Origin of the sequence: Catenulispora rubra (genome assembly GCF_015356825.1) — a bacterium.
Classification (GTDB): domain Bacteria; phylum Actinomycetota; class Actinomycetes; order Streptomycetales; family Catenulisporaceae; genus Catenulispora; species Catenulispora rubra.
Genome location: NZ_JAACYW010000423.1, coordinates 1 through 7,461, shown reverse-complemented (window position 1 = coordinate 7,461; position 7,461 = coordinate 1). Strand labels below are relative to the sequence as shown.

The window sequence follows — 7,461 nt, the reverse complement described above, 5'->3', positions numbered from 1 at the left end:
GCGCCTGTACCCGCCGCTGCGTGGTCCGGAAGCTCCAGCCGAGCGCGCGGGCGATCGCCTCGTCGGTCTGGCCGGAGGCCAGTAGCAGGAGCAGGGTGCGGGTGGCCTCGTCCGGTCCTGCGCCGGTGGTGCCCGGTATCGGCAGGGCCAGGCGCCACTCGGCCTCGAACAGGGCGATCAGCGCGTCCAGCAGCGACGAGGGGTGGATCACGTACGCCGTGGTCAGGGCCTCCTCCGGGTCGCGGATCGGGATCAGGGCCTGGCGGTCGTCGCTGATCACCATCTTGATCGGCAGGGTCGGGCGGGTGCGGGCGTGCTCGCCGAAGGTCTGCGACGGCCTGATGTCCTCGGTGAGGCGGCCGGGCCAGGCCAGGGCGGCGCGCGCGTAGATCACGCGGTAGTTCAGCCCGGAGCGGGCCCGGCGGGCGGCGTTGTCGTGGTTGGTGCCGGGGGCGTCGAGGTAGGGCGGGCGGTCGAAGCCGCGGATCTGGTGCCGGGCCTCGGTCTGCAGGTGTTCGAAGCGGCGGCTGATCTCCTCGTGGCCGCGGACCACCTCCACCGACAGGGAGGGGTCGGTGTAGCGGGCCGCCTCGCGGTAGCTGTCCATGAGCTCGTTCATCAGGGACCTGACGCGCACCAGTTCCTGCTCCGCGCGCCCGACCAGGGAGCCGATGGCGATGTCGGGGGCCGAGGCGAACCACACCGCCGCACGGCCCGGGGCGCGGCTCGCCAGGCCCTCGGCGGTCAACCGGTCCAGGGCGGCGCGGACTTTGGTCGACGGGAGGCCTGTCAGCTCCGCCAGGCGCGCCGTGCCGGACTCCGGATGCTCAACGAGCGCTGAGTAGACGGTGCCGCACGGCTCCGGGAGGCCCACCGATTCCAGCACGTCAGTCCCCTTGTCCACGGCTCTGGCGTATTCACGCCGGGTGGCGAGAATACGCCCTGCTGGCCTTCTTGTGCCATCGCCCCGGACGCTGCCAGGTTGTTCCCACCGTTCAGTCACTGAAGCGTGTGAGGAACCGAATGCACAATCCCCGTTCACCTCGCCCCACCGCCGCGAGAAGTCGAATACGCCTGATCACGGCCCTGATAGCGGGCACCACGCTGGCCGCCGGCACGATCGGCGCGGCGAGCGCCGACTCGTCCGCCCCGACCGTGCCGGGGCGCACCCCCTCCGCCTTCGGCCCGCAGGGCTCCGTCACCACCGCCGGGGCCTCAGCGTTCGGCGAAACCTGGAAGGCCTCGGACCACCCGGCGCCGGCCGGAAGCTCGGCCAGCGCCGGCGGCCACGCCGTCAGCAGCATGATCAGCTCCAGCACGCCGATCCCGGGCTCGGTCGTCGCGGCCGCCAAGAGCGACGCCGCCGCGACCGGGCCCAAGCGCCTGGCCCTGGCGAACACCTCGGGCCTGCCGTCGAACTACGGCATCTCCTCGTCCCTGGAGAGCTGGATCAACTCCGGCGGCGTGGACGCCCTCGGCGCCTACAGCGACCTGCAGACCCGCTACGGCAAGCTGCCCGGCCAGGGCGAGATCATCACCAACGTCTGCGTCGGCGACCTCACAGACGCCTCGATGGCCGCCGCCGGCGACGGCTACGTCAAGCAGTTCGGCCCGACCACCGTGGTCTCCGGCGGCCAGCGCTACCTGGACCTGCCGTCCATGCCGCTGATCCCCACCTACGTCGCCGACACCGCCGGGCACCTGGACCCGCTGGGCTCCACCGAGAACCAGGACCCGACCAACGGCGAGATCATGCTGGACTTCAGCGTGATGGCCCCGCTGCCGCACCAGGATCAGCGTCCGGAGAACACCGGCAGCGACTTCACCGACCTGCTCGGCGTGGCGCCGGGCGCGAAGTACCGGTTGGTGGTGCCCTCCAGCCCGACCCCGGACCAGATCCGGGTGGCGCTGCTGGCCGCCGCGCGCCAGACCCCGCGGCCGAACGTGATCAACGCCAGCCTCGGGTTCGGGACCGACAGCCAGGGCTTCCCCGGCCGCTACCTGGAGGACGACCCGACGATCCAGGCCACGGTCACGCAGATCGTGCACCAGTACGGCATCACGGTCTCCATCGCCGCCAACGACGGCACCCGCCTGTTCACCCCGACCGCGGTCGGCCCGGACGGCGGCAGCACCCCCACCGACGTGGCGCACTCCGCGCATCAGGCCACGACCATCGACGACGACTCGATGTCCACCACCCCGAGCAAGATCCCGGACAGCGGCGCGATCGCGGCCGGCGGCACCACGACCGACGACACGCTGGCGGCCGGCACCGCGGGCCCGGCGACCGTCGCCGAGACCCGGATCACCGGCAGCGGTAACTTCTCCTCCGGCTTCGGCTCGCGCATCGACCTGTCGGCGCCCAGCGACAACATCCCGGCGTTCTCGCACGCCCAGGGCCGGTCGGCACAGAGCGTCGACGTGAGCCTGACCGGCGGCACCTCCGCCTCGGCCCCGGAGCTCGCGGCCGCCGCGGCCGTGGTCGACGGCACCGCGAAGCTGACCGGCCGGACCCTGACGCCGCAGCAGATCAGGGACCTGCTGGTGGACACCGCGCGCAAGGTGGCCACGCCGGGCCAGATCGACCGGAGCCTGAACGTCGGCCCGCAGGTGGACCTGACGGCGGCCGTTGAGCGGCTGCTGCCGGGCTCGCACCGGGACGACGCCGGTGCAGCCGGCAACGCCCCCGGCAACGGCAACACCGACATCGCCGGTGCCTTCGACGCCAAGCACGGCGCCACGCAGATCGTCCGCCTCGGCGTCCAGCACCACGTGCTGCTCGGCCAGGAGGGCGGCGAGTTCCTGGAGAGCACCGACCCCGGCTCGATCGACCTGGCCGGGCCAGCCGACATCCGCGGCAAGAACACCGGCGAGGGCCTGGTCGGCCCGCTGACGTTCGCCGGGGACGTGGTGAACGCCGGGCAGGGGGCGCGCTACCGCCTGACCGTCGGATCGCAGCACTTCGACTCCGACACCCCGGCCATCCGGATCACCCCGACCCAGCTGCTGGCCGCCGCCGGACTGCCCGTGGTGTCGACGACGCCGCGCACCGTCTCGGTCCGCTTCGACGTGCTCTCCCACGGCCGCACGGCCGCGACGATCACGCAGTCACTCACGCTCAGCGCGACCGACGGCACCTACCTGGAAGCGCCCGCGCCGACCGCCCCGGCGACCGTCGCGGCGGGCCAGGACGTGACAGTGCACTACGACCTGACCGGCGTGCGCACCGTCAAGAACCCGACCCTGGCGGTCTCGACCGTCGGCCACTGGAGCCCGGTGCTCGCGCCGCTCTATAACAACGCGTGGACGACGCCACTCACCGGCACCTCCGGCGACGTGAAGATCCCCGCCTCGGCCTTCGCCTCCGGCGGCGGCATCTACGGCATCACGATCATCCAGGACGACTCGAATGCGAGCTACCCGATCTACGGCGAGTCCGCGCCGATCCGGGTCGCGGGCTTCACCGCCGAGCACCGTCCGGACGCGCCGACCCTGACGGCCGGCGGCCGCCACGGTGCCTCGGACGCCGCCCAAGCCACCGACGGCTCCGATGCCAAGGCCGTCTTCGGCCACCAGGCGGAGGTCTCCCGCAAGGCCCCGACGTTCAGCCTGCGGTACTCGGTGGACTCGGTGCCCGGCGCGGCCGGCGCGATGCTGGAGATCTCCTCCGGCGCGCCGACGCTGTGGAACTCGCTCAACACCTTCACGGCGCAAAACGGCACCGTGCGCGATGGCGACGGCTTCGACGCCGGCTCGCTGGTCTACCAGCGGCTCCCCGGACGGTCCGGGACCGTGACGCTGGACGCGCTCAAGCTCGGCCTGGCGACCGCCTCGCAGTACAACGTGCGCGTGGTGCCGGTGGGTTGGGACGGTAAGGCGGCCGGGCAAGCCTCGCCGTCCTCGACCCTGACCGTGGACGACGGGCTGCCTCCGGGCGGCGGGCAGGTCGTGGACTTCGCGGCCAAGGGCGCGGACTCGGTCGCGGTGGTGACCGACGCCTCCGACGCCGGTGAGTCGCTGCGGCACTACAACCCGGCGACCGGGACGTACGGTTCGGTGATCACCTCCGACACCACGCAGAGCGGACCCTACGCGATCATCGGCGTGGACGACTCGGCACATCGCGTGGTCCTGATGCACACGCTGAGCCAGGACTCGTACCAGCTCGAAGTGCGGAACCTGGCCGACGGCTCGCTAGTCGGCACGCCGCAGGTGGTGCAGAACACGCCGGGGCTGGTGATGGGCGGCCGGGTGGACTCCACGCTGCACCAGGCGTGGGTGTTGCAGTGGGCGAAGTCGGACTACCACGACGAGTTGCTGAACGTGAACGTCGGCACCGGCGCGGCGGGCACCGCGATCGAGCCGGACGCCACGGTCAAGGCGACCCGCGCGTACTACAACGGCATCGACGTGGACGCGAGCACCGGCACCGTCCAGCTCGCGCACCTCGCCGACAGCGCCCAGTGCTTCGGCGGCGCGTCGAACGCGGTGATCAACGTCAGCGAGACCACCGGCGCGGTCATCGCCGGCACCGGCTTCACCCCGAAGTGCGGCACCAGCTTCGCCTCGGCGCAGGACGGCTCCCAGGCCACGCTGCTGAACTACGCGAGCTTCAGCGTCAACTTCCTGAGCCACACCACGCTGAACCAGGTCGATGAGAAGACCCTGGCCACCACCGGCGGCGGCACGCTGCGCCAGCAGATGGCGGGTCCGGTGGCCGTGGACAGCGCGCACCACGTGGCGCTGATCACCTACGCGAGCCCGCAGCCGCTGTCGATCTTCGGCCACCCGGGCGGGGTCCTGACGGACAGCAACTCCCGCAGCCAGATCGACGTGGTGGACACCGGCACGGGCAAGGTGCTGAAGACGCTGTCCTCATTCGAGTTCACCCGCGGCTTCGGCGGCCCGCTGGCGTTCACGGCCGAGCCGGACGTGCAGATCGACCCCGCGACCCGGACCGGGTTCACGTATGGGCCGGGGTGGAGTCAGATCGAGGAGTTCAGCTACTGACGGGACTCTGACCGAATACCGCTAACCACCGCCGTCTCGTCGGACTGCTCCCCGGAGCAACTCGGCGGGGCGGCGGTCGGTTTCGGGGCCGCGGCATACAGGGCCGAGTTCAGACCGTTAGCACGATCTTGCCCTGGGTGCGCCCGGACTCGATGAGCTCGTGCGCCTTGCCGGCGTCGTCCAACGGCACCGCGTGCTCGACGTGCGGCCGCAGCTTCCCGGCGTCCACGAGCGCGGCGAGGTGTTCGAGGCCCACGTAGTCGGGCTCGACGGTCACGCCCGCGAACCGCCGCCCGGCTTCGATCGTCGCGGCGCGCAGCTCCCTGTCGGTGCGGTCCACGATCGTCACCAGCAGGCCCCCGGGCCGCAGCACCTCGATCGACCGGCGTCCGACCGGCCCGCCGACGGTGTCCAGCACGACGTCCACGTCGCGCACGGCCCGGGTGAGGTCGACCGCGCGGTAGTCCACGACCTCGTCGGCCCCGAGGCCGAGCACGAAGTCGCGCTTGGCGGCGCTGGCGGTGGCGAGCACGTGCGCGCCGCGGGCCTTGGCGATCTGCACGGCCAGGTGCCCGACCCCGCCGCCGCCGGCGTGGATCAGGACCCGGTCGCCGGCGGCCACCGCGGCCGTGTCGGCGAGCGCCTGCCACGCGGTGAGGCCGGCCAGCGGGAGCGCGGCGGCGTGGGCGTGGTCGAGGGCGGCGGGCTTGCGGGCCAGCTGCCGGGAGGGGACGGCGACGTACTCGGCGTAGCCGTTGCCGGCGCGCGGGAAGAACGGCATGCCGTAGACCTCGTCCCCGACCGCGAAGCGGGTCACGCCGGGGACGGCTTCTTCCACGACGCCTGAGATGTCCCAGCCCAGGACGAACGGCGGCTGCCCGAGCATCGGGAACGCCCCCGAGCGGACCATGGCGTCGACGGGGTTGACGCCGGAGGCGTGCACACGCACCAGTACCTCGGAGGGCAGCGGGGTGGGCTTGGGCAGGTCAACGGCGTGCAGGACGCTCGGGCCGCCGAAGGAGTCCTGGGTGACAGCGCGCATGGGAAGTCCTTCCACACTTTCTGTAGCGATCGATACAGAATGACCGTACCACATTCTCTAGCGATCGCTATAGAATGGGTTCGTGAGCACAGCGACGAGTACGGCGACCACAGCGACCACCAAGGGGCGCCCCCGCGGCTTCGACCGTGACCAGGCGCTGGAAGCGGCGCTCATGGAGTTCTGGCGGCACGGGTACGAGGCGACGTCCATCTCCACCCTGACCAAGGCGATGGGCATCAACCCGCCGAGCCTCTACGCGGCGTTCGGCGACAAGCGGAAACTGTTCAGCGCCGCGGTCCAGCGCTACGCCGAGACCCACGGCGACTACGGCACCCGCGCCATGGGCCAGCCGACCGCGCGCGGAGTCGTGGAGACGATGCTGCGCCTGGCAGCCACCGAGTACACCGCCACCGACCACCCACCGGGCTGCCTGGTGATCGACGCCGCGACCAACACCTCCGACGCCTCCCAGGACGTCGCCGAGGAACTGCGCGGCTACCGCGAGGACACCAAGCAGGCCATCGCCGAACGCATCGCAGCCGACGTGCAGGCCGGCGCGCTGCCCCCGACGACGGACGCGCCGGCACTGGCGACGTTCTATGCGGCGGTGATCCAGGGCATGTCGACGCAGGCCCGGGACGGCGCCAGCGAGGCGGACTTGCAACGGGTGGCGGATGTGGCGCTGGCGGCTTGGCCGGCTTGAGGGTTACACCTGCGAAGTCTGGGTGCGACAGCATTGGCATGTAGCTGGTGACCGGCGCTCGCGAAGGCTGATGCCCGCTCGCACTCGGCCGCCGCACAATATGGCGACCGCTCGCGCCGAATCGCCGCCGGTACATGGCCGCGGCTTTTGCGGGGCGAGGTTCGCGCGGGATCGCCGCCGGTACTTAGCCGCCGCTTGTCCGGGGCGAGGTTCGCGCGGGATCGCCGCTCAGACACCGTGCTGCTCGCACTGCGCGAGGTGGCCGCTCGTGCGAGGCTGCGGCGTGAGCAAGGCAGCTGCTTGAGCGACGCTGGTCCTGCGGCGTGGCTGCTGTCTGAGCGAGGCAGCTGCTTCGGCATGGCCGCAGCGCGCGCGAGATCGCTGCCTGTGCGCGACCGGCGCTCGCGCAGGGTCGCCGCTCGCGCTGAGCCGCGCCGGGATCCGCCGAGTTCCCCTCTCCCGTGCCAGAACCCTGCTACCGTCGTTTGTGAAAACAGTTATCATCACCAACAACGGAGCAGCAGCACCATGAAGATCGCGTTCGTGGGTAAGGGCGGTAGTGGCAAGACCACGCTGTCCGCCCTCTTTGCCCGGCAGTTGGCCGCTGATGGGGCGGAGGTCGTCGCCGTGGATGCCGACATCAATCAGCACCTTGGTGTTGCGCTGGGGCTCGGCGAGCGGGAGGCGGCTGGGGTGCCGGCGC

The 7,461-nt window shown here is 71.7% G+C and carries 5 protein-coding genes; 3 read left to right on the top strand and 2 right to left on the bottom strand.

Annotated features, from left to right (window positions below; translation table 11 throughout):
* Positions 1-904 (bottom strand): TrmB family transcriptional regulator (locus tag GWK61_RS51085; protein WP_194921299.1); only part of this gene is annotated, 904 nt, incomplete at its 3' end.
* 119 nt (positions 905-1,023) lie between these two features.
* On the opposite strand from GWK61_RS51085, the gene GWK61_RS51080 reads away from it, so the two are divergent.
* The gene (locus GWK61_RS51080) at positions 1,024-5,013 is read left to right on the top strand and encodes a peptidase S8 (RefSeq protein WP_194921298.1); all 3,990 of its coding nucleotides are present in this window, start codon (positions 1,024-1,026) and stop codon (positions 5,011-5,013) included.
* A gap of 109 nt (positions 5,014-5,122) precedes the next feature.
* Here the strand turns inward: GWK61_RS51080 and GWK61_RS51075 are convergent, their stop codons facing one another.
* Entirely contained in the window at positions 5,123-6,055 is a 933-nt protein-coding gene (locus GWK61_RS51075; RefSeq protein WP_194921297.1) for an NADP-dependent oxidoreductase, read from the bottom strand.
* 82 nt (positions 6,056-6,137) lie between these two features.
* Between GWK61_RS51075 and GWK61_RS51070 the strand changes: the two genes are divergently transcribed.
* Both GWK61_RS51070 and GWK61_RS61275 read left to right on the top strand, forming a co-directional pair.
* Entirely contained in the window at positions 6,138-6,758 is a 621-nt protein-coding gene (locus tag GWK61_RS51070) for a TetR/AcrR family transcriptional regulator (protein ID WP_323748151.1), read from the top strand.
* A 528-nt stretch (positions 6,759-7,286) separates the two neighbouring features.
* Positions 7,287-7,461 (top strand): nucleotide-binding protein (locus GWK61_RS61275; protein WP_194921294.1); only part of this gene is annotated, 175 nt, incomplete at its 3' end.

Excerpts from the sequence above, each read along its gene's own strand:
- GWK61_RS51080 (WP_194921298.1), top strand. The coding sequence starts at position 1,024 with ATGCACAATCCCCGTTCACCTCGCCCCACCGCCGCGAGAAGTCGAATA.
- GWK61_RS51075 (WP_194921297.1), bottom strand. The coding sequence starts at position 6,055 with ATGCGCGCTGTCACCCAGGACTCCTTCGGCGGCCCGAGCGTCCTGCAC.